Source organism: Ollibium composti, from assembly GCF_004801285.1.
In the GTDB taxonomy this organism is placed as follows: domain Bacteria; phylum Pseudomonadota; class Alphaproteobacteria; order Rhizobiales; family Rhizobiaceae; genus Mesorhizobium; species Mesorhizobium composti.
In genome coordinates, this window is the sequence record NZ_SSNY01000004.1 from 107,643 (window position 1) to 128,281 (window position 20,639).

23 protein-coding genes are annotated in these 20,639 nt (G+C 66.7%); 12 read left to right on the forward strand and 11 right to left on the reverse strand.

Annotation, left to right across the window (positions count from 1 at the left end):
- Positions 1–14: 14 nt before the first annotated feature.
- From E6C48_RS08680 to E6C48_RS08690, 3 genes are all read left to right on the forward strand, one after another.
- Positions 15–1,277: a Tm-1-like ATP-binding domain-containing protein gene (locus E6C48_RS08680; protein ID WP_407940968.1), complete on the forward strand. Its 1,263-nt coding sequence runs from the start codon at positions 15–17 to the stop codon at positions 1,275–1,277.
- The gene (locus tag E6C48_RS08685) at positions 1,274–1,936 is read left to right on the forward strand and encodes an HAD family hydrolase (RefSeq protein WP_136356148.1); all 663 of its coding nucleotides are present in this window, start codon (positions 1,274–1,276) and stop codon (positions 1,934–1,936) included. The genes E6C48_RS08680 and E6C48_RS08685 overlap by 4 nt, the downstream gene beginning before the upstream one ends.
- A gap of 72 nt (positions 1,937–2,008) precedes the next feature.
- Complete coding sequence (locus tag E6C48_RS08690; RefSeq protein WP_136356150.1) at positions 2,009–3,361, forward strand: aspartate aminotransferase family protein; 1,353 nt, start codon at positions 2,009–2,011, stop codon at positions 3,359–3,361.
- A 215-nt stretch (positions 3,362–3,576) separates the two neighbouring features.
- Here the strand turns inward: E6C48_RS08690 and E6C48_RS08695 are convergent, their stop codons facing one another.
- On the reverse strand, positions 3,577–4,455 hold the full coding sequence (locus E6C48_RS08695; RefSeq protein ID WP_136356152.1) for a helix-turn-helix domain-containing protein: 879 nt from the start codon (positions 4,453–4,455) through the stop codon (positions 3,577–3,579).
- A gap of 93 nt (positions 4,456–4,548) precedes the next feature.
- Here E6C48_RS08695 and E6C48_RS08700 point away from each other — a divergent pair, with 93 nt between their 5' ends.
- Positions 4,549–6,093, forward strand: coding sequence for a 4-hydroxyphenylacetate 3-hydroxylase N-terminal domain-containing protein (locus tag E6C48_RS08700; protein ID WP_136356154.1), 1,545 nt, complete (start codon positions 4,549–4,551; stop codon positions 6,091–6,093).
- 10 nt (positions 6,094–6,103) lie between these two features.
- Complete coding sequence (locus E6C48_RS08705; protein ID WP_136356156.1) at positions 6,104–6,613, forward strand: flavin reductase; 510 nt, start codon at positions 6,104–6,106, stop codon at positions 6,611–6,613.
- Positions 6,614–6,762: 149 nt separating this feature from the next.
- Here E6C48_RS08705 and hpaR read toward each other — a convergent pair whose 3' ends face one another.
- Positions 6,763–7,170, reverse strand: coding sequence for a homoprotocatechuate degradation operon regulator HpaR (hpaR, locus tag E6C48_RS08710; RefSeq protein ID WP_230978711.1), 408 nt, complete (start codon positions 7,168–7,170; stop codon positions 6,763–6,765).
- 221 nt (positions 7,171–7,391) lie between these two features.
- On the opposite strand from hpaR, the gene E6C48_RS08715 reads away from it, so the two are divergent.
- The 5 genes from E6C48_RS08715 (at position 7,392) to hpaH (ending at position 12,169) form a co-directional block, all read left to right on the forward strand.
- Positions 7,392–7,778: a 5-carboxymethyl-2-hydroxymuconate Delta-isomerase gene (locus tag E6C48_RS08715; RefSeq protein ID WP_136356161.1), complete on the forward strand. Its 387-nt coding sequence runs from the start codon at positions 7,392–7,394 to the stop codon at positions 7,776–7,778.
- Between the two features lie 11 nt (positions 7,779–7,789).
- On the forward strand, positions 7,790–9,307 hold the full coding sequence (hpaE, locus tag E6C48_RS08720) for a 5-carboxymethyl-2-hydroxymuconate semialdehyde dehydrogenase (RefSeq protein ID WP_136356163.1): 1,518 nt from the start codon (positions 7,790–7,792) through the stop codon (positions 9,305–9,307).
- Positions 9,308–9,346: 39 nt separating this feature from the next.
- Positions 9,347–10,327 carry a 3,4-dihydroxyphenylacetate 2,3-dioxygenase gene (gene hpaD, locus E6C48_RS08725; protein ID WP_136356165.1) on the forward strand — a complete coding sequence of 327 codons (981 nt, stop codon included), beginning with the start codon at positions 9,347–9,349 and terminating at the stop codon, positions 10,325–10,327.
- A 169-nt stretch (positions 10,328–10,496) separates the two neighbouring features.
- The gene (locus tag E6C48_RS08730) at positions 10,497–11,372 is read left to right on the forward strand and encodes a fumarylacetoacetate hydrolase family protein (RefSeq protein WP_136356168.1); all 876 of its coding nucleotides are present in this window, start codon (positions 10,497–10,499) and stop codon (positions 11,370–11,372) included.
- Positions 11,369–12,169 carry a 2-oxo-hept-4-ene-1,7-dioate hydratase gene (gene hpaH / locus E6C48_RS08735; RefSeq protein WP_136356170.1) on the forward strand — a complete coding sequence of 267 codons (801 nt, stop codon included), beginning with the start codon at positions 11,369–11,371 and terminating at the stop codon, positions 12,167–12,169. The genes E6C48_RS08730 and hpaH overlap by 4 nt, the downstream gene beginning before the upstream one ends.
- 7 nt (positions 12,170–12,176) lie before the next feature.
- Here hpaH and E6C48_RS08740 read toward each other — a convergent pair whose 3' ends face one another.
- Entirely contained in the window at positions 12,177–12,620 is a 444-nt protein-coding gene (locus E6C48_RS08740) for a pyridoxamine 5'-phosphate oxidase family protein (protein WP_136356172.1), read from the reverse strand.
- Positions 12,621–12,647: 27 nt separating this feature from the next.
- Complete coding sequence (locus tag E6C48_RS08745) at positions 12,648–13,103, reverse strand: phosphoribosyltransferase (RefSeq protein WP_136356174.1); 456 nt, start codon at positions 13,101–13,103, stop codon at positions 12,648–12,650.
- A 327-nt stretch (positions 13,104–13,430) separates the two neighbouring features.
- On the opposite strand from E6C48_RS08745, the gene E6C48_RS08750 reads away from it, so the two are divergent.
- On the forward strand, positions 13,431–14,831 hold the full coding sequence (locus E6C48_RS08750) for a cytochrome ubiquinol oxidase subunit I (protein WP_136356176.1): 1,401 nt from the start codon (positions 13,431–13,433) through the stop codon (positions 14,829–14,831).
- Positions 14,828–15,841, forward strand: a complete 1,014-nt coding sequence (cydB, locus tag E6C48_RS08755; protein WP_136356178.1) for a cytochrome d ubiquinol oxidase subunit II — start codon at positions 14,828–14,830, stop codon at positions 15,839–15,841. Before E6C48_RS08750 ends, cydB begins: the two co-directional genes overlap by 4 nt.
- 59 nt (positions 15,842–15,900) lie before the next feature.
- Here the strand turns inward: cydB and E6C48_RS08760 are convergent, their stop codons facing one another.
- The 7 genes from E6C48_RS08760 to E6C48_RS08790 are packed head-to-tail and all read right to left on the reverse strand — an operon-like array spanning position 15,901 to position 20,502.
- The gene (locus tag E6C48_RS08760) at positions 15,901–16,116 is read right to left on the reverse strand and encodes a hypothetical protein (protein ID WP_136356180.1); all 216 of its coding nucleotides are present in this window, start codon (positions 16,114–16,116) and stop codon (positions 15,901–15,903) included.
- Between the two features lie 26 nt (positions 16,117–16,142).
- A complete protein-coding gene (locus E6C48_RS08765; protein ID WP_136356182.1) occupies positions 16,143–17,348 on the reverse strand; it encodes an NnrS family protein in 1,206 nt (401 codons plus the stop codon).
- Between the two features lies 1 nt (position 17,349).
- Entirely contained in the window at positions 17,350–17,802 is a 453-nt protein-coding gene (locus tag E6C48_RS08770) for an RrF2 family transcriptional regulator (protein ID WP_136356184.1), read from the reverse strand.
- Positions 17,803–17,818: 16 nt separating this feature from the next.
- Positions 17,819–18,277, reverse strand: a complete 459-nt coding sequence (locus E6C48_RS08775) for a group III truncated hemoglobin (RefSeq protein WP_136356186.1) — start codon at positions 18,275–18,277, stop codon at positions 17,819–17,821.
- Entirely contained in the window at positions 18,274–18,621 is a 348-nt protein-coding gene (locus E6C48_RS08780) for a metal-sulfur cluster assembly factor (RefSeq protein ID WP_136356188.1), read from the reverse strand. The genes E6C48_RS08775 and E6C48_RS08780 overlap by 4 nt, the downstream gene beginning before the upstream one ends.
- The gene (locus E6C48_RS08785; RefSeq protein ID WP_136356190.1) at positions 18,618–19,139 is read right to left on the reverse strand and encodes a DUF2249 domain-containing protein; all 522 of its coding nucleotides are present in this window, start codon (positions 19,137–19,139) and stop codon (positions 18,618–18,620) included. Before E6C48_RS08785 ends, E6C48_RS08780 begins: the two co-directional genes overlap by 4 nt.
- 19 nt (positions 19,140–19,158) lie before the next feature.
- Entirely contained in the window at positions 19,159–20,502 is a 1,344-nt protein-coding gene (locus E6C48_RS08790; RefSeq protein ID WP_136356192.1) for a hypothetical protein, read from the reverse strand.
- Positions 20,503–20,639 lie beyond the last annotated feature (137 nt).

Below are 20,639 nucleotides of genomic sequence, written 5' to 3' on the forward strand. Positions count from 1 at the left end.
CGGAGGCCAAGGGCTTGAAGGACGAACCCCGCATCCTGATGATCGGCACCGGCGACACCAAGGCCGACGAATTGCTGTTCATGCGCGAACGCATCGAGGCCGTCGGCGGCCGCGCCGTCATGATGGACGTTTCCGTGCTCGGCGATCCGCCCTATGTGCCCGACCATGACAGGCACGCCGTGGCCGCTGCGGCCGGCACCACGATCGAGGCAATCGCCGCCAGCGGCGACGAGAACACCGCCATGACGCTGATGGCGAAAGGCGCCGCGAACCTCGCACGCTCACTGCACGAGCGCTGCGCAATCGACGGCATGATCGCCCTCGGCGGCACCATGGGCACCGACCTTGCACTGGACGTGGCGCTTGCGCTGCCGCTGGGCGTGCCGAAGTTCGTCGTCTCCACCATCGCCTATTCGCATCTGGTGCCGCCCGAGCGCATCGCCGGCGATCTGATGATGATCCTGTGGGCAGGCGGCCTCTACGGCCTGAACGGCGCCTGCAAGGCCGTGCTTTCGCAGGCTTGCGGCGCGGTCGTCGGCGCAGCAAAGGCCGCTGTCGTCCCGCCGGCCGACCGGCCGGTGATCGGCATGAGCTCGCTGGGCAAGAGCTGCCTCGCTTACATGGTGACGCTGAAGCCGGAACTGGAGCGGCGCGGCTACGAGGTCGTCGTCTTCCACACCACCGGCATGGGTGGCCGCGCGCTGGAAGCGATCGCCGCCCAGCGCGGCTTTGCCGCCGTCTTCGACCTGTCCTTGCAGGAACTCGCCAACCACCATGCAGGCTCGGTCGTCAGCTCCGGCGCCGACCGGCTGGAGAACGCCGGCCGCGCCGGCATCCCGCAGATCGTTGCGCCCGGTGCCGTCGACATGGTGGACTTCCCGACCTGGCAGCCGGTGCCGCCGCGCTTCGCCGAGCGCCCCTACCACGCCCACAACCGGCTGCTCGCTTCCGTCACCTCCGACGGGCCGACGCGCCGTGAGATCGCCCGCGCCATCGGCGCCAAGCTGGCGGGTGCCACCGCACCGACCGCCTTCATCCTGCCCGCCGGCGGCATCCAGCAGTGGGATCAGCAGGGAGAGCCGCTCCACGAACCCGATGCGCTCACCGCCTTCGTCGACGAGATGCGCGCCGCCGTTCCGGGTTCCGTCGAGATGCATGAGGTTGCCGGCCACATCAACGACCCCGCCTTTGCCGCAAAGGCGCTGGAGATCTTCGACCGCTGGGTTGCCGAAGGCATCGTTGCGCCGGGTGTTCGCAAGGGCGAGGCGGCTGCATGAGCGCGCATCCAAAGGCCCTCGTTCTCGACTTCGGCGGCGTGGTGACGAAGACGCTATTCGAAACGCATGCCCTGACCGAACGGGCGCTCGGGCTGAGAGCCGGAACGCTTGCATGGCGCGGGCCGTTCGACCCCGCCAACGACCCGCTGTGGCGCTCCATGCAGGCCGACGAAATCAGCGAGCGCGACTACTGGAAGACGCGCACACGCGAAGTCGGCGCCCTGGTCGGCGAAGACTGGGCGGACATGTCCACCTTCGTGCGCCGGGCGCGCGGCGCCGAACCGGAAGCCGTGGTGCGGCCCGAAGCCGACCGCGCCATCCGCGCCGCTAACGCGGCCGGCGTCCGTCTCGCCATCCTGTCCAACGAGCTCGACCTGTTCTACGGCGCCGATTTTCGCGCGCGCCTGCCGCTGCTTTCGCTCTTCGAGACGATCGTCGACGCCACCTATACCGGCGTCCTCAAGCCCGACGCCCGCGCCTACCAGTCGGCCGGCGACGCGCTCGGCCTGCCGCTCGAGGATTGCGTCTTCGTCGACGACCAGAAACGCAACGTCGACGGCGCACTGGCCGCCGGCATGCGCGCGGTATGGTTCGATGTGGCGCAACCCGCCAAATCCTATGCCGAGGCTCTCGGCCATTTCGGCATCGCTTTTTCCTGAGGCTATTGAGATGAAAGCCTCAAAAGAGTTTTTCCTTTTTGGACCCCCTCGCCAAAACTTCGGAGCACGTCCATGCGCGACACCAATTTCCTCGTCGAAAACAACGCCAAGCCGATCTGGCACCCGATGGCGCATCCGGCGGAGATGCGTGGCAACCCGCCGAAGGTCATCATGAAGGGCGAAGGTGCCGAGGTGACCGATATCGAAGGCCGTACCGTGCTCGACGCCGTCGGCGGGTTGTGGAACGTCAACCTCGGCTACAGCTGCGACCCGATCAAGAAGGCCATCGCCGACCAACTATCCGCCCTGCCCTACTATTCCGGCTTTCGCGGCACCTCGACCGGCCCCTCCATCGAACTCGCCTACGAGCTGACGCAATGGTTCGAACCGGAAGGCATGATGCGCGCCTTCTTCACCTCGGGCGGCTCCGATTCGGTGGAAACCGCGCTCCGGCTCTCGCGCCAGTATTGGAAGATCCGCGGCCAGGCCGACCGGACGAAGTTCCTGGCGCTGAAGAAAGGCTATCACGGCACCCATTTCGGCGGAGCATCCGTCAACGGCAACGCCAATTTCCGCCGTAACTACGAACCGCTGCTGCCCGGCGTCTTCCACACGCCGGCGCCGTGGACCTACCGCAACCCGTTCGACGAAACCGATCCAGTCAGGCTGGCGCAGCTTTGCGCCCGTGCCATCGAGGAGGAGATCGCCTTCCAGTGCGCCGACACCATCGCCGCCTTCATCATGGAACCGGTGCTGGGCGCCGGCGGCGTCATCGTGCCGCCGGAAACCTTCATGCCGCTGGTGCGCGAAATCTGCGACCGCCACGACATCCTGCTGATCGCCGACGAGGTGGTGACGGCCTTCGGCCGCACCGGCGCCTGGTCGGGCTCCAGGCTTTGGGGGGTGAAGCCGGATTTCATGACCATCGCCAAGGCGATCACCTCCGGCTATTTCCCGCTGGGTGCGACGCTGATCTCTGAAAAGGTCGCCGACGTCTTCGAGGCCGACAAGACCAGCTTCGGCGCCATCGGCCACGGCTACACCTATTCCGGCCACCCGGTCGGCTGTGCGGCGGGCATCGCGACCCTTGCCGAGACGAAGCGGCTGAAACTCAACGAGAACGCCGCCGCGCGCGGCGCCGAACTGGCGAAGGCGCTGGAAGACCTGAAGGCGAGGCACGCCCTCGTCGGCGACGTGCGCAGCAAGGGCCTGATGGCGGGGATCGAACTGGTTTCCGACCGCGCGACGAAGAAGCCGGCCGACAAGAAGACGATGGGTAAGGTCGCCGACGCCGCCTACGAAGCCGGCGTCATGCTGCGCGTATCGGGCAACATGATCATCCTGTCGCCGCCGCTGGTCATCACGGCAAAGGACGTGGCCAGGATCGCTGAAGGGCTGGACGCGGGGTTGCGGGCGGCGGGGTAAACTGACGCTGCATCTCCGGACATTTCGAACTGGCGATGCCGCCCCTCACCTGGCTGCCGCCATCCTCTCCCCGTAAACGGGGCGAGGAGCTCCATCATCACCGGTTTCGCCAACCTCCCCCCTTGCAGGTCGGGCGGCGAGGCAGAGGCAGTTCTCCTCGCCCCGTTTACGGGGAGAGGATGGCGGCAGCCAGGTGAGGGGCAGCGCCATCGTTGCTAATCGCGCGTCGGCAGCGTCAGATGCTCCCGCCTCCACGCCGCTGGCGAAAGCCCGGTCGCCTGCCGGAAGAAGCGCGAGAAATAGGCCGGATCGTTGAAGCCGCAATCGTAGGCGATGTCTTCCACCGCGCGCACGGTGAACAGCAGAAGCCGCTTGGCCTCGACCAGCCGGCGCTCGCCGACCGCCTGTCTGACGCCGACGCCCAGCACCTCGCGCGCAGCCCTGTCGACCAGATGGCGCGTACTGCCGAGTTCGGCGACGTAGCGCTCGACCGGCCAGTCGTCGCGGAAATGCCGGTCGACCAGCCGCCGCAGCCGCCCCGCCAGCGCCACCGGCGCCGGCAGCGTTATCGCCTGCCGTTCAGACGCCAGCCGCGCGATACCCGACAGCGCCACCGCGATCATAGGCGGCAGCACCGTCTCCATGCCGGGCAGCGCGTCTCGATACTCCGACTGGATCGTGCGCACCGCCTGTTCGAGCTTGTCCCACAGAACCGGCTCACCATGGCCGGAAACGAAGGCGGGCTGGTCCAGCGCAAGCAGCGACTGGCCGGAGATCGCCGCCAGCGCGTCCTCCGCCACCGAGACGACGATGGCGTCGGTGCCAGGCTCGATGGTGAAGCCGTGGACGATGCCGGCCGGCACGAAACTCACCGTCGGCGCCGAAAAAGTCCATGTCTCGTCCTCGATGGCGTAGACGCCGGCCCCACTTGTCCAGAAGGTGATCTGCGCCATCTGCGGGTGCCGGTGCGCCGCCACCTGCCCCCGGTGGATGCTTTCACGCTGCCGCACCGTCTCGACATGGACGAAGCCGACGGCGAGCCGGCGCGCCGGTACGCCGTAGACGAAGAATTCGGGAATGGCGTCGCGATCCATGGCGCCCGAAAAAGTCCAAGCGGTTTTGTCCTTTCCTCCATAAACCAGCATGGCGTCAGGCGCTACTCTTCACTCCATTCAGGGAGGAACACGATGCGATCGGAAGATTTTCGCGCCGACACCAGGCGCCCGTTCACCGGGGCCGAATATCTGGAGAGCCTGCGCGACGGCCGCGAGGTCTATATCAACGGCGAGCGCATCGCCGACGTCACCGCCCATCCGGCCATGCGCAACGCCGTGCGCTCGCTGGCCCGCCTCTACGACGCGCTGCACGACCCCGCCCAGCAGGACGTGCTGACCGCGCCGACCGACACCGGCTCGGGCGGCTACACGCACAAATATTTCCGCGTCGCCCATTCGGTGGACGATCTCGTCGCCCAGCAGGGCGCGATAGCCCACTGGTCGCGCATGACCTATGGCTGGATGGGCCGAACCGCCGATTACAAGGCCGCCCTGATGAACACGCTCGGTGCCAACGCCGACTGGTACGGCCCGTTCAAGGACAACGCCCGCGCCTGGCACAAACGGGCGCAGGAAGCGGTCCTGTTCATGAACCACGCCATCGTCAACCCGCCGATCGACCGCCACAAGCCGGCCGAACAGGTGAAGGACGTGTTCGTCCACATCACCAAGGAGAACGACGCCGGCATCTGGGTGTCGGGCGCAAAGGTGGTAGCGACGTCCTCGGCGCTGACCCACTACAATTTCCTGGCGCAAAGCTCGGCCACCGTGACGGAAGACCCGTCGCTGTCGGTGATGTTCATCGTGCCGATGAACGCGCCGGGCATAAAGATGTTCTGCCGCGTCTCCTACGAGCAGACCGCCAATACCGTCGGCCATCCCTTCGACTATCCGCTGTCGTCGCGCTTCGACGAGAACGACGCCATCCTCGTGCTCGACAACGTCTTCATTCCCTGGGAGGACGTACTGGTGCTGCGCGATGCGCAAAAAATCCTGTCGTTCCACCCGGCCTCGGGCTTCATGCACGGCTACTGCTTCCAGGGCTGCACGCGCTTTGCCGTGAAGCTGGATTTCCTCGCCGGCCTGCTCGCCAAGGCATTGCGCGCCACCGGCGGCGACGCGTTTCGCGGCAACCAGGCGGCACTGGGCGAGATCATCGCGCTGCGCCACATGTTCTGGAGCTTCTCGCACGCCATGGCGCGTAACCCGATCCCGTGGGCGAACGGCGCCGTGCTGCCGAACCTGGAATCGGCGCTCGCCTACCGCACCTTCATGTCGGAAGCCTATCCGCGCGTCATCGACACGGTGCGCAAGGTCGTCGCTTCCGGGTTGATCTACCTGCCCTCCTCGGCGAAGGATTTCTCCAACCCCGACATCGACCGTTATCTGGCGCAATATGTGCGCGGCTCCAACGACATGGGCCATGTCGAGCGCATCAAGATCATGAAGCTTTTGTGGGATGCCACCGGCACCGAGTTCGGCGGCCGCCACGCGCTTTACGAGCTGAACTATGCCGGCGCGCCGGAAGAGGTGCGCCTGCAGGTGCTGAAGGGCGCCGAGCGCGGCGGCCGCATGAAGGAGATGGAAGCGCTGGTCGACACCTGTATGGCCGACTACGACGAGAACGGCTGGACCGGCGACACCTGGCTGCCGCCGCTTGAGCACGGCCAGCGCTGAGGAGGCGGCCATGCAGGCGCAGGTTTCCAGGCTGGAATTCCGGGACGCCATGGCAAGGGTCTGTGCCCCGGTCAACATCATCACCACCGACGGCCCGTCCGGGCGCGGCGGCTTCACAGCAACCGCCATGTGTTCCGTCTCGGACGATCCGCCGACGCTGCTCGTGTGCATGAACGAACGCTCGGCGCAGACCGGCCTTTTCCTCGCCAACCGCCGCTTCTGCGTCAACGTGTTGACGCAGGCGCACCAGCATCTGGCGGCCAAGTTCGCCGGCGCGATCAGCGACATGGGCGAGCGCTACGACGCCGCCCGCTGGCAGGTGATGGCGTCCGGCCAGCCGGCGCTGTCGGATGCCATCGTCTCCTTCGACTGCGTGACGGAGGCGGTGAACAGGGTCGGCACCCATAACGTCATGTTCGGCCGGGTCGTCGACATCCGCCACGGCTCGGAGGAAGCCGCACTCCTCTATGTCGGGCGCAACTACATGCAGCCGACCGCGCTGGGGAGTTTCGGGGGGTGAGAGCCCGGTTCGCCGCAGGCGAATTGAAAGGTCCGGTGGACCTTTCAAAGGGCTCGAACGCCGGGAGCCGTAGCGAAGGGCGAGGCGGCGAAGAGAAGCTCGCGCCTAAAGCGTTGCAACATCACCATCGTCCAGCCGGGGCCTGCTGCCTACGGCAACTCCCCGTTCTGCGACTGGATCAGCCCGTCCAGCATGTCGAGCAGCTTTTCGTGCTGTTCCACCCCGAACCGCTTCTCGATGGCGTCGTAGATGGCGACGCGCTCCGGCGCCAGTTCCTCGATCAGCGCCAGCCCGGCCGGGCTGATGGCCAGCCGTGCACGGCGGCCGTCGTCCTTGACGCGGCTGCGGGTGATGAATTTGCGCTCCTCCATCGCCTTGATGATGCGCGTCAGGCTGGGCGGCAGGATGGAGGCCTGGTTGGCGAGTTCGGTCGCCTCCAGCGGCCCGGCCTCCGCCAGCATGCGCAGCACCCGCCATTGCTGCTCGGTGATGTCGTGGCGCGCCAGCATCGGCCGGAAATGCGCCATGATGACCTCGCGGGCGCGAAGCAGCGCCATCGGCAGCGAGCGACGTGTGCTGGGCGGTAGCAAAATTCCCTCCGGGCAACGATGGTCCCCAAAAAGGAACCGAACACCGGACACGCTATATCCGACACGCGCCGCAAGCGGCAATCCTGCACGCGCCATCCTCTTAACAAGAGAAGAACCTTGACAGTCGCGCGTCAAGATGTAATTCACACGTTAACTAAGAACGGCAGCGATGCTGCGAGGAGGAAGCCTTGCCGCATATGGCGATCGAATATTCGGCCAATCTCGACGCCTCGGTCGACATGGGCGAATTGTGCACGCTCGTTTCCCGCACCATTCTCGACACCGGGCTGTTCGAGCCCGGCGCGGTGCGCGTGCGCGCCTTCCGCGCCGAAGCTTATGCGATCGCCGACCGGTTACCCGAAAACGGCTTCATCGACATGAACTTCCGCATCGGCAAGGGCCGTAGCGCGGAGGAAAAGAAGCGCACTGGCGAGGCGATCTTCGCGGCCGTCACCGACCATCTGGCGAACCTTTTCGCCACGCCGCATTTCGCGCTTTCGCTGGAGATCCGCGAGATCGACGCAGAGCTTTCCTGGAAGAAGAATGCCATCCACCCGCGCCTGCGGGGCAAATGACGGAGGCCACCGTGAGCGCACTCGACGACAATCTGAAGAAGGCCGAAGCCTATCTCGAGCGCTTCCGCAAGGACGGCGTGCTCAACCAGATCGGCGGCGAAGCAGTGCCGGCATCCGACGGCACGACCTTCGAGACAATCTCGCCCATCGACCTCAAGCCGATCGCGAAAGTCGCGCACGGCAAGTCCAAGGACATCGACCGCGCCGCGCGAGCCGCCAAGGCAGCCTTCCGCGACTGGGCCGCGATGCCCGGCGACGCGCGCAAGAAACTGCTGCACAAAATCGCAGACGCCATCGTCGCCCGTGCCGAGGAAATCGCCTTCGTCGAATGCATGGACACCGGCCAGGCGCTGAAGTTCATGGCCAAGGCGGCCCTTCGCGGCGCCGAGAACTTCCGCTTCTACGCCGACCGCGCGCCCTCCGCCCGCGACGGCCGCACCCTCTACGGACCGGGCCAGGTCAACATGACGACGCGCGCGCCCATCGGCCCGGTCGGCGTCATCACGCCGTGGAACACGCCCTTCATGTTGTCCACCTGGAAAATCGCGCCGGCGCTCGCCGCCGGCTGCACGGTCGTCCACAAGCCGGCCGAGTTCTCGCCGCTGACGGCACGCCTGCTGGTCGAGATCGCCGAGGAGGCCGGCCTGCCCAAGGGCGTATGGAACCTCGTCAACGGCATGGGCGAGGATGCCGGCAAGGCGCTGACCGAGCACCCCGACATCAAGGCCATCGGCTTCGTCGGCGAGAGCCGCACCGGCTCGATGATCATGAAGCAGGGCGCCGAAACGCTGAAGCGCGTGCATTTCGAACTCGGCGGCAAGAACCCGGTGATCGTCTTCGCCGACGCCGACCTTGAGCGCGCCGCCGACGCCGCCGTCTTCATGATCTATTCGCTGAACGGCGAGCGCTGCACCTCCTCCTCGCGCCTGCTGGTCGAGGCTTCCGTGTACGACAAGTTCACCGCGCTGGTGGCCGAGAAGGCCAGGCGCATCAAGGTCGGCCACCCGCTCGACCCGGCCACCGTCGTCGGTCCGCTGATCCATCCGGTGCATGAGAAGAAGGTTCTCGAATACATTTCCATCGGCAAGGCAGAGGGCGCCACCGTCGCCGCAGGCGGCGAGAAGGTCCAGGGTCCGGGCGGCGGCTGCTATGTCGGGCCGACCCTGTTCACCGGCGCGAACAACAATATGCGCATCGCCCGCGAGGAAATCTTCGGCCCGGTGCTGACCGCCATCCCCTTCAAGGACGAGGCCGAAGCGCTGGAGATCGCCAACGACACGACCTACGGCCTGACGGGCTACCTGTGGACCGCCGATGTGACGCGCGCGCTGCGCTTCACCGAAGCGCTGGAAGCCGGCATGATCTGGGTCAACTCCGAGAACGTGCGCCATCTGCCGACGCCGTTCGGCGGCGTGAAGAATTCCGGCATCGGCCGCGACGGCGGCGACTGGTCCTTCGACTTCTACATGGAGACGAAGAACATCGCCTTCGCCACCGGGGCGCATGCCATCGCCAAGCTCGGCGGCTGACGCCGCTTCCGGGCTGCTATCGTTTTCGAGGGAAGAACCATGCCGCTGCCGAAACACAATCTCTACCCGCCCTTCAACATCGTGCGGCTCTCCCATGTCGAACTGGTCGTCACCGATCTGGCCAGGAGCCGCGCCTTCTACGTCGACACGCTGGGCCTTCAGGTGACCGACGAGACGAAGGACGCCATCTACCTGCGGGCGCTGGAGGAACGCGGCCATCATTGCATCGTCCTGAAGAAGGGGGAGAAGGCTGAAGCGCGCGACCTCGGCTTCAAGGTCTATTCGGAAGAAGACCTCGACCGAGCCGAAGCCTTCTTCAAGGCGAAGGACCTGCCGGTGGAATGGGTGGAGCGGCCCTATCAGTCGCGCACCTTCCGCACGCGCGATCCGCACGGCATCCCGCTGGAATTCTATTCGAAGATGGACCGCCTGCCGCCGATCCACCAGAAATACGCGCTCTATAAGGGCGTGAAGCCGCTGCGCATCGACCACTTCAACTGCTTCTCGCCCAATGTCGACGAATCGGCCGCCTTCTATGCCGAACTCGGCTTCCGCGTCACCGAATACACCGAGGACGAGGCGACGAAACGGCTATGGGCGGCCTGGCTGCACCGCAAGGGCGGCGTGCACGACATGGCCTTCACCAACGGCAAGGGCCCTCGCCTGCACCACGTCGCGTTCTGGGTGCCGACGCCGCTCAACATCATTGACCTGCTCGACCTGATGGCGACCACAGGCTACATCTCCAACATCGAGCGCGGCCCCGGCCGGCATGGCATCTCCAATGCCTTCTTCCTCTATATCCGCGATCCGGACGGCCACCGCATCGAGATCTACTGCTCGGACTACCAGACCGTCGATCCCGACCTCGAGCCGATCCGCTGGGACCTGAAGGACCCGCAGCGCCAGACGCTGTGGGGCGCGCCGGCGCCGCGAAGCTGGTTCGAGGAAGGCAGTGTGTTTGCAGGGGTAACGCCGCGGGATTCCGATCTTGCAGCGACGCCGATCGTCGCGCCGTGAGATTATCGATGGTGGATTTGGAACGTCGCTGCACCCCCACCCCTAACCCCTCCCCTCAAGGGGGAGGGGAAGCTGCCGCGCCCAAGTTCCCCTCCCCCTTGAGGGGAGGGGTTAGGGGTGGGGGTGGAACGCCATTTCCAGAAACTCTCAAAACCGGCGAAACAGCACCATGACTCTCCCCCGCCTCGCCACCTTCACCGCCGCCGGCCGGACCCGCTACGGCGCCGTCACCGACAAGGGCGTGATCGATCTTTCCGCCCGCCACGGCGCAAAATGGCCGACGTTGCGCGAAGCGGTCGAGGCCGGTGCGCTCACCCGTCTCGGTGAGGAAGCCGCCACCTTGTCTCCGGACTTCGCTGAGGCCGACATCGCCTACGAAATCCCGGTGCCGGCGCCGGAAAAGATCATCTGCGTCGGCGTCAACTTCCCCGACCGCAACGAGGAGTACAAGGACGGACAGGCGGCGCAATCCAATCCGTCGCTGTTCATCCGCTTCCCGCGCTCCTTCGTCGGCCATGGACAAAACCTCGTGCGCCCGCCGGAATCGCCGCAGCTCGACTATGAGGGAGAGATCGTCATCGTCATTGGCAAACCCGGCCGGCGCATCGCCGAGAAGGACGCGCTCGGCCACATCGCGGCCCTTTCGCTGTGCAACGAGGGCACCATCCGCGACTGGGTGCGGCACGCCAAGTTCAACGTCACCCAAGGCAAGAACTTCGACCGTACCGGCGCAATAGGCCCATGGCTGGTGCCGTTCGCCGACGAGGCGCAGATCGCCGACATCAAGCTCACCACGCGCGTCAACGGCGAAGTCCGCCAGCAGGACCGCACCGGCCGCATGATCTTCTCCTTCCGCAAGATCATCGCCTACGTCTCCACCTTCACCACGCTGGTACCGGGCGACGTCATCGTCACCGGCACGCCGACCGGCGCCGGCGCCCGGCTCGACCCGCCGGTCTGGCTGAAACCGGGCGACGTGATCGAGGTCGAGGCCGACGGGATCGGCGTATTGAGGAACGGCGTGATGGATGAGGCAACGGCATGACCCCCGACCAGATCGAGGATGCCGCGCGGCGCCTGTTCGAGGCTGAGAAAGATCGGAAACAGATCCGCCTGCTCAGCCTCGACTTCCCCGGCGCAACCATGGACGACGCCTATGCCGTGCAGGCCGCCCTCGTGAAGCGCAAGCAGGCGAGCGGGCTGAAGCGCATCGGCTGGAAGATCGGCCTGACCTCGAAGGCCATGCAATCGGCGCTCGCCATCGACATCCCGGATTCCGGCATCCTGTTCGACGACATGGTTTTCGTCGACGGCGGCACGGTGCCCGCCGGCCGCTTCATCCAGCCGCGCGTCGAGGCCGAGATCGCTTTCGTCATGAAGGCGCCGCTGAAGGGGCCGGACGTGTCCATCGACGAAGTGCTCGACGCCACCGACTACGTCACGCCTTCGCTGGAAATCCTCGACACCCGCATCGAGCGGATGAACCGGGAAACCGGCAAAATCCGCACATTCTTCGACACCATCGCCGACAACGCCGCCAATGCCGGCCTCGTCACCGGCAGCCGCAGGCTAGGCCCACGCGAGACGGACCTGCGCTGGGTAGGCGCCATCGTTTCCCGCAACGGCGAGGTCGAGGAGACCGGACTCGGCGCCGGCGTGCTCGACCACCCGGCGCGCGGCATCGTCTGGCTGGCGGAACGCCTGCACACCTACGGCATGGAGATCGGCGCCGGCGAAGTGGTGCTGTCCGGCTCCTTCGTGCGCCCCGTCGAAACGCGCCCCGGCGACCGCATCGCCGCCGATTTCGGCCCGCACGGCGAGGTCTCCATCAACTTCGCATAGCCTCGGTCTACTCCGCCGCCCGGCCCGACACCTGATCGACGAGGATGTGGAAGAAGATGTGCGGCGAATGGTCGGAAACCGGCGGCAGGACCGGTTTCAGCGCGCCCGGCTCCCACCAGTCCGGATAGTGGCTGAGCAGCGACCAAGCGCGTTCGCGCTGCTGCTTGAAGCCGATCCGGTCCGGCAGTTCCTCGTAGCGCCCCTCGACCACGACGCTCTTCCACTGCCGGTTCGGGCCGTGTTCCTCGACCACCACCGAGACGAGCGGATTGGCGCGCATGAAGTCGATCTTCTGGCCCGGCATCGAAAAGGCGTAGAGATAGCCGTCGTCGCGGACGAAATAGAGCGGCACGACATAGGGCCGCCCGTCCCTGGAACAGGCGATCCGGCACAGCCGATGCTCATCCAGCACCTTCGTGCACTCCAGCCTCGACATGGTCCTGATCTGCATGGCACCCTCCCTGGCTTGTGTGGACAGTCATGATCCGGGCATAGCGCGCGGATGCCCGGCGGCCTTCATCGACGTTCCCGTGGCCGCACCGTCATCAATCAGGATCGCGGTCTTGCCCGCAACTGAAGCCGGTCGCCGCTTGCCGAGATAGACGGCGCGACGGCGCGCAAGCTCCGGCCGCTCGCGCGCCACCAGCGCGGCCAGGCTGTCGTCGCTCAGCCGGCATGCTTCGATCACCTCGCGGTTGAGCACGATATCGGGCGGCTCGCCATCGACGATCGCCGCGGCAGCCAGTTCCGCATTGCCGGGAACGCCGACCTTGCGCACGATCACCAGATCGAGCGGTGCCGCCAGCACTCCGGCGATCTCGGCCGCCACCGGCACGCCGCCGCGCGGCAGCGCCAGCGCGACCGGATCGCGCAGGTTCAACTTCGCAAGCGCGGCGGCGAGTTTCCGGCCGGCCTCCCTGCGATCCTCGAACATGACTCACTCCGTCGGCGCGCCGCCTGCAAAGCGACGAGGCAGATGCCGGCACGCCCTGCCTCTCAACGCGATGCGGGCCGGTCCGCTCCATCGCGCCGCAAAGTCTCCGACAGCAACGGCACGCTTTCGTCCAAGATTATCGCACCCGGCCCTCCGCCAACTTGATGCGGATCAAGCTCTTGCGCGAGGCCCTGTGCGCCGTTGTCGCACCCACCGTGGCGGAACGCCGCGCGACACAAGGGGCGCGCCAGGCGACTTGCCCCTTGTCCCGATAGCGCTATCTTCGTCGCCGACGTTTCGCCGTACGATCAGCATCGGGACCAAGCCATGGAACTCGATCCGCTTCTTCTGTCGCGTCTGCAATTCGCATGGGTGATCGCCTGGCATATATTGCTGCCGGCCTTCACCGTGGGGCTGGCCTCCTACATCGCCGTTCTGGAAGGGCTGAACTTCTTCACAGGGCGCGACATCTACCTGCGCATATCCTCCTTCTGGATCAAGATCTTCTCCGTCTCCTTCGGCATGGGCGTCGTCTCCGGCATCGTCATGCCCTTCCAGTTCGGCACCAACTGGAGCCGCTACTCCGACGCCACCGCCAACGTGCTTTCGCCGCTGTTCGCCTATGAGGGTCTGACCGCCTTCTTCCTCGAAGCGGCCTTCCTCGGCGTGCTTCTGTTCGGCCGCAAGCTGGTGCCGCGCTGGGCGCACTTCGTCGCCGCTCTGATGGTGGCCTTCGGCACGCTGCTCTCCTCCTTCTGGATCCTGTCGGCCAACAGCTGGATGCAGACGCCGGCCGGCTACGACCTCATCGACGGCCGTTTCTTCCCGCGGAACTGGATGGAGATCGTCTTCAATCCCTCCTTCCCCTACCGGCTCGGCCACACCGTCGTCGGCTTCTACGTCACCACCGCCTTCGTGGTCGTCGGCGTCGCCGCCTGGCTGATCCGCCGTGGCCGCTTCGTCGCCGAGGGCTCGCGCATGCTGTCGATGACGCTGTGGCTGCTCACAGTGCTGGTGCCGGCGCAGATCCTGCTCGGCGACCTGCACGGCCTCAACACGCTTCACTACCAGCCGGCCAAGCTCGCCGCCATCGAGGCGCATTGGGACACCGAAAGCCGCGCGCCACTCAACCTCTTCGCCATCCCCGACGAGGAGAACGAGACGAACCGCTACGTCATCCAGGTACCGCTGCTGGGCAGCCTCATCCTCGCGCACGACATCAACGGCGAGATCCGCGGGCTGAAGGACTTCCCGCGCGACCAGCGCCCGCCGGTGGCCATCCCCTTCTTCTCCTTCCGTATCATGGTCGGCATCGGCGTGCTGATGCTGGTAATGGTGGCGGCGAGCTGGTGGCTGCGCTGGAAGGGCACGCTGTTCACCACCGGCTGGTATCTCACCGCCTGCCAGTGGATCGCGCCGCTGGGTTTCGTCGCCGTGCTCGCCGGCTGGACGACGACCGAAGTCGGCCGCCAGCCATGGACCGTCTACGGCCTGCTGAGGACCGCCGATTCCGTCTCGCCGTCGCTGACCGGCACCGACGTGCTGATTTCGCTGGCCGGCTACATGGTCGCCTATCTGGTCATCTTTCCCGCCGGCCTCTTCATCATGGCGCGCTTCGTCAGGAAGGGACCGGACGAAGCGGACGACGAAATCGAAGAGATCGAGAGCGGCCGGCCGGGCCTGCCGGTCAGGGCGTTGCCGCGTGAAGAAGGAGCGAACCGGTCATGACCCCGCTGGCTCTCGACTTCGTGCCGCTGTGGACGCTCATCCTCGGCCTCGGCGTCTGCTTCTACGTCGTGCTCGACGGCTTCGACCTCGGCGTCGGCATCCTATTCGGCTTCGCTCCGGACACGGATTCGCGCAACATGGTCATGAATTCCATCGCGCCGATCTGGGACGGCAACGAGACATGGCTGGTGCTGGGCGGGCTGGCGCTGCTGGCCGCCTTCCCGCTCGCCTTCGCCATCATCATCCCGGCCGTCTATTTCCCGATCCTGGTCATGCTCCTGGCGCTGGTCTTCCGCGGCGTCGCCTTCGAGTTCCGCTTCCGCGACGCCGCCCACAAGACCTTCTGGGACCACGGCTTCGCCTGGGGCTCGACCATCGCCACCTTCGCGCAAGGGCTGGTGCTGGGCGCCTTCATCCAGGGCTTCGAGGTGGACGGACGCCATTTCGCCGGCTCGTCATGGGATTTCCTCACCCCCTTCTCCATCCTGACCGGGCTGGCGCTGATCGCCGGCTACGGCCTGCTCGGCGCCGGCTGGCTGATCCTCAAGACCGAAGGCGCGTTGCAGGACTGGGCAAGGCGGCTGGGCAAGTGGTGCTTCGTCGGCGTGCTGGCCGCCGTCGCCATCGTCTCAATCTGGACGCCGGTGATGGACGCAGACATCGCCGCGCGCTGGTTCACCTGGCCGAACATCCTTTATCTCGCGCCGGTCCCGATCGTAACGGCGCTGCTGGCGCTGGTGGAATGGCGCGCGCTGAACGGCAAGGCGGAGGCCCTGCCCTTCGTCGCCGCCATCGGCCTGTTCCTGCTCTCCTACCTCGGCATCGCCATCAGCCTGTGGCCGATGATCGTGCCGCACCGCTACACGCTGTGGGAAGCCGCCTCGGCCGACAACACGCAGGCCTTCCTGGCCGTCGGCACGCTGTTCCTGCTGCCCGTGATCCTCATGTATACGGGCTGGTCCTACTGGGTGTTCCGCGGCAAGGTGCGCGCCGACATCGGCTATCATTAACGCATGTCTCCCGAAAGTGGAAACCGGTTTCGGGACAAAGACATGCGTAAGCAAAAAGCCTAAGGCTGGGGACCGAAGCCGTCTTCCTCGATGCCGGCGGCCACGCCGGCCTTTTCGCCGGCGAAGGCGAGCCACTGTTGCAGCAGGCCGCGATCCTCCTTCGAGAACGGCGCGCGGCGCTTCAGCGCCTCGAACGTATCGCCCGGATGGCAGCGGTCGTAGGCCTCCCGCGCGATTGCCTCGATGTGGTTTTCGACAGGCTGGTGCGAGGTCATCGTTCCCATCTCCACGATTTGAGCGTTCACGCCGGGGCGCGGTTCGGCTGGCGGGCCTTCAATCGCGGGCTGACCAGCATGCCGCCGTAAAGCGCAGCGTAGCCGAGGAACGCCACCGCCCAAAGCCCTGCCGAGGCATGGATGAGCATGTCTCGTCCGGGATCGAAGGCGGCAAGGATGCGCAGCAACGCGGCAAGCACGACGCAGGCATAGATCGCCACCGTGCCGGCGCTCGCCTTGAGGTCGCGGCCGGTATGGCCGAGCGTGGCGCGTGTCATCACCGCCAGCGTCATCGAGCCGATGGCGCCGACACCGAAGGCATGGACGGCGGCCGCCTCCGGCACGCTGCCCGGCGCCAGCGCGGCACAGCCGGCCAGAAGAAGCCCGAGCGGCACGAAGGCATAGGCGACATGCAGCACCAGAACCAGCGGGTCGCGCGTGGTGCGGTATCCGGCCCAGCGGGCGAGCCGGGCGGCGTTGAACGTTGCTGCCGCCACCAGCACGACCCCGGTGCCGGTCCGCTCCGGCACGAAAGCCCACGCCGCCAGCGCCAGCGCCGAGATGGTGATCGCCACCGCATCGAAGCGGCCGAAGGGCGTGGGCAGCCGGCCCGGATTCTCGCGCGCCAGCCAGTTGCGGGTGAAGCTCGGGATGATGCGCCCGCCGATCACCATGATGAGCACGATGGCAGCGCCGATGCCGAGGCGGCGGGCGAGATCGGACGCACCGAGCGCATGCGCCTCGACATGGAAGACGACATTGGCGGCGAACAGCACGCTGATCGGCGCCAGCACCTTGAGGTTGCGCCAGTTACGCCCCGCGACGATCTCGATGGCGGCGGCTGCGGCCACAGCCAACAAGAAGGCGCAGTCGACGACGGCGGCCGGCAGCCAGCCCAAGGGACCGGAGAAGAACACGGCCATCCGTCCGGCCAGCCACAGCAGCACCAGCAAAAGCAGCGGCGTGCCCTGCACCGGCAGGCGGCCGGTCCAGTTGGGGATGGCAGTGAGCAGGAAGCCGGTGACGACCGCCGTCAGGTAGCCGAACAGCATCTCATGGATATGCCAGTCCACCGGCGCGAAGGCGCTTTGCGTATCGAGGTCGCCGTAGAACAGCGGCAGCCAGAACAGGATGGCGCCGCCCGCCTGCAACGAGGCCAGCAGGAAGAACGGCCTGAAACCATAGGAGAGAACCGCCGGATAATTGCCCGGCCGGGTGCGCGGGATAGCCATGTCACGGCGCCGCCTGTTCGAGGTGCTGCGGCGGCACGCGCGAACCGAAATCGCGCGGCATCAGCGCGATATCCGCCAGCGTGTAGCGGTCCAGCGTGGCGTGGAAGGAGGCCATGGCGTCGTTCAGCATGCGCGGCAGCTTGCAGCGCTGGGTAATCACGCACTGATTGCCGGTGGCGAAACATTCGACCAGCGCGAAGTCCGGTTCCGTCAGACGGATGACGTCGCCGATGCAGATATCCTGCGGCGCCCGCCCGAGCGTCAGCCCGCCGGAGCGGCCGCGCACCGATTTCAGGAATCCGGCGCGCGTCAGCGTGTTCGCCACCTTGTTGAGATGCGTCTTCGACACGCCGAAGACGCGCGCCGCCTCCTCAATGGTGATGAGCCGGTCGCCCGCCGAGGCGGCGTACATCAGCATGCGCAGCGCATAGTCGGAAAAATTGGTCAGCCGCATCGAACCGGGTTCCGCTTCACAGGGACTCGGCCAGGATCGGCCGCACGTCCATCGTATCCTCGCCCCGATTGAAGGCGATGGCGAGCCGGAAACTGTGGGCGATACGCAGCGCCCGTTCGAAGAACAGCGCCGCCACCGGCGGCGGGCAAAGCTGTTGGACGGTCGCCTTGAACAGCGTCAGCCAGCGCCGGAAATGCTCCTCGCCGATGCCCGGCAGGGCAAAGTGCGGCGGCAAAGGCCTGCCCTGATAGCGCGAGGTGCGCAAGAGCGTCGCCGACCAGAAATCGCACATCTTGGCCAGGTGATGCGACCATTCCTCGTCGGCGATCGCGCCGTTGAAGATCGGACCGAGCATGTCGTCGGCCCGGATCTTGTCATAGAAGCCGTACACGACGTCGCGGACCATCCGCTCGTCGAGCATGCTGGGAAGCGGCACGCCGTCGACGACGATCACCCGCTTGTCTACCACATTCATAGTCTTCTCCTGCCGGTCAGTCCGAGGTTGCGCCGCGCCTCATCGTTCATCATGTCGGGCGTCCATTTCGGCTCGTAGGTCATGAACACCTCGACGCGGCTGACGGCGGGCACGGCGCGCGCCGCCTCCCGCACGGCCTCCTCGAGGTAGCCGGACGCGGGACAGCCGCGCGTCGTCGTCGTCATCTGGATCAGCGCCACGCCGCCGTCGGCGATCACGACGTCGTAGATCAGCCCGAGGTCGACGACGTTCTCGCCGAGTTCCGGGTCGATGACCATGCCGAGCGCCCGGCGGACCGCCTCCGCCAGCGTCCCTGTCGGCGTCGCCGCCGCCTGCCCGCTCATGACGGCGCCTGCCCGCCACGACGGATGACGATGCGGTAATGCCCTTCCGGTTCCGTAAAGCCATGCCACGAATGGCCGCGCGCGCGCAATTCGTTGAACAGGAACAGCGGTTCGCGCGGCAGAAGTGCGGCAAGCGTCTGGCCGGGCGACAGCCCCTCGATGCCCTCAAGCGTCCGCGTCATCGGTTCGGGCGGGTCGAGGTCGCGGTTGTCGAGTTCCACCTCGGGCCGGGGCCAGCCGCGCGGATCGTCGGCGGTGGCGGCGGCTTCCGGCTCGGGCGCCGCCGCGCCGGCCGGCGTGAAGATGACCTCCCAGTCGCCGCCGCCGATCTCGCGCGCCGCCGCCTGGAAGCCGCGCGCGCCGAGCACCTGGAACAGCGGCAGCGGCTTGAAGGTCGCCAGCAGGCGCAGGCTCTGGCCAGGCGCCAGCGCGCCGACCGCCTCCATGATGGCGCTGAACGGCTCGCCGCCGTCACGCAGGATGGGGCGGACGTCGAGGTCCAGATAGGATGCGCTCATGTCGATCTCCTTGGTCGTCTCAGCGTTGCGCGGCGAAGAACAGATGCGGACGCACCGTGCCCTCCGGCAGGCGCTTCTCCCGCGCGACGTTGAACAGCCGGCGCGCCAGCACCAGTTCCAGGCCGATGGCCGCCGTTGCGGTGAGCATCGCCACCGCCGCCAGCCTGAACAGCTCTGGCCTGCCGGCCAGAAGGGCCGCCGCGCCGCCCAGGACGGCGGCGAAATAGAGGATGAACCACGGCCCGTCGCGGCGCTCGACGACGAGGTCCTGCACCCTGGGCGTCGGCTTGCGACCCATCACCGGGCCGTAGCATTCCAGCCAGGTAAGGAAGGGCACGATCTTGTAGAGCTGCGACAGGCCGAGCCCGCCCAGCCAGCCGTAGGCGGCGAGGAAAACCAGCGCGCCGACATGGCGGGCGGCCTCACCCATGACGGCCATCGCGACGGCCAGGACGGCCGTCAGGCAGAGGCAGGCGAAGGCACCGACCGCCGAGCGGCTGTTCAACTCGATCGCCCGCCGCTTGCGGCGGCGATAGAAGAAAACGAGGTCGGCGCCGTAGCATGCCAGCGCAACGCAACCGAGCAGTCCGGCGATTGCGAGGGATGTATCCGAGCCGGATAAGGCGCGTTCGGCGGGAGCGGCGAGAACCGCCAGGAAAAGGGCGACACCGCCGCTCCACCAGGCAAGCCGCGTCGTCGCCCGCTCCGTCTCCGGCGCCAGCATGAACATCGGCAGCAGCCGGTAGCTGACACCGACGGCAGTAAAGGTCAGCCAGCCGCCGAAACCGGCGACGGCGTGCGCCGGCAGGCCCCATCCCACCACATCGGTCGTCGGCAGCAGGCCGGCGAAGGTCAGCGCGAAGACCGCGCCGAGCAGCACCGCCGCCGCGAGGCAGGCGAGGCCGACGGCGACGAAACGCGCCGGCATCGGCAGGCCGGTGCGCCGGGCGCTCCACAGCGTACGCGCGAGCGCCGTCGCCACCAGAGCGAACCCGACCGCGAGCAGCACCGCGGCGCAGCCGAGCACGGGAAAGCCGATCTCGACGACCCCCGACAGGGACAGGAAGCCGGCCAGCAGGCAGGCGAGCCCGGCAAGCAGGCAAAGCAACGCCGGGAGAACCAGGCGCCGCCCCCGCAAGGGTTGGCCGACCAGCACAGGAACGAACTGGAACAGCGCTCCGCACATCAAAAGGCTGAGCCAGCCGATCGCCGTGACATGCACCAGCACCAGCGTCTCGGGCGCCTCGACCGCCACGGCGGGAAAGCCGTAGCCGCATGCCATCAGCGCCTCGGCGACGATCAGGAGGCCGAACGCGGCGGCGAAATACGCCATCGTCCAGCGCGAGAGCGCGGCGCCGTTCACGATCGCCTCCCCTGCTCTTGCATGACGTCCTTCATCGCGCGATCCATCCAATTCCGGATGGACCTTTTCAGCCAAAAGATATATTGTCAATCTATGTTTAAAGGCACCTTGTCGCAACGTTGCGATGGATCAAAGAG